Source organism: Undibacterium sp. RuTC16W, from assembly GCF_049339445.1.
In the GTDB taxonomy this organism is placed as follows: Bacteria; Pseudomonadota; Gammaproteobacteria; order Burkholderiales; family Burkholderiaceae_D; genus Undibacterium.
In genome coordinates, this window is the sequence record NZ_JBMPPE010000084.1 from 1 (window position 1) to 335 (window position 335).

At 53.4% G+C, this 335-nt stretch carries 1 protein-coding gene; it reads left to right on the top strand.

What is annotated here, in order from left to right:
- The coding region (locus tag ACO0K4_RS19620; RefSeq protein WP_422958343.1) for a TolC family protein at positions 1-335 on the top strand (335 nt) is incomplete at both ends.

Here is a 335-nt window from a genome sequence, read left to right on the forward strand (position 1 = left end):
GACCGTCGCCGTATGATTACATCAGCCGTTCGTCCACGCTGCAGTTGCGCCAGAGCTTGTTCAATCTGGATGGTTGGTTTCGCTACAAGCAAGGGTCAGCCCAGGCGAAATATGCGGAAGCCCAATTCGCTAGTCAGCAGCAAGAAGTGATTGTGCGTGTCATTAGCGCGTATCTCGATGTCCTGTATAAACAGGACTTGCTGGCGCTTGCCAAAGTTGAACGCGATACCTACAGCGAGCAGCGTAAGGTAAACGATCGTCTGTTCGAAAAGGGCGAAGGTACCAAGACCGATATGCTGGAAACCCAGGCCCGTCTGGATGCGGCAGAAGCTCAG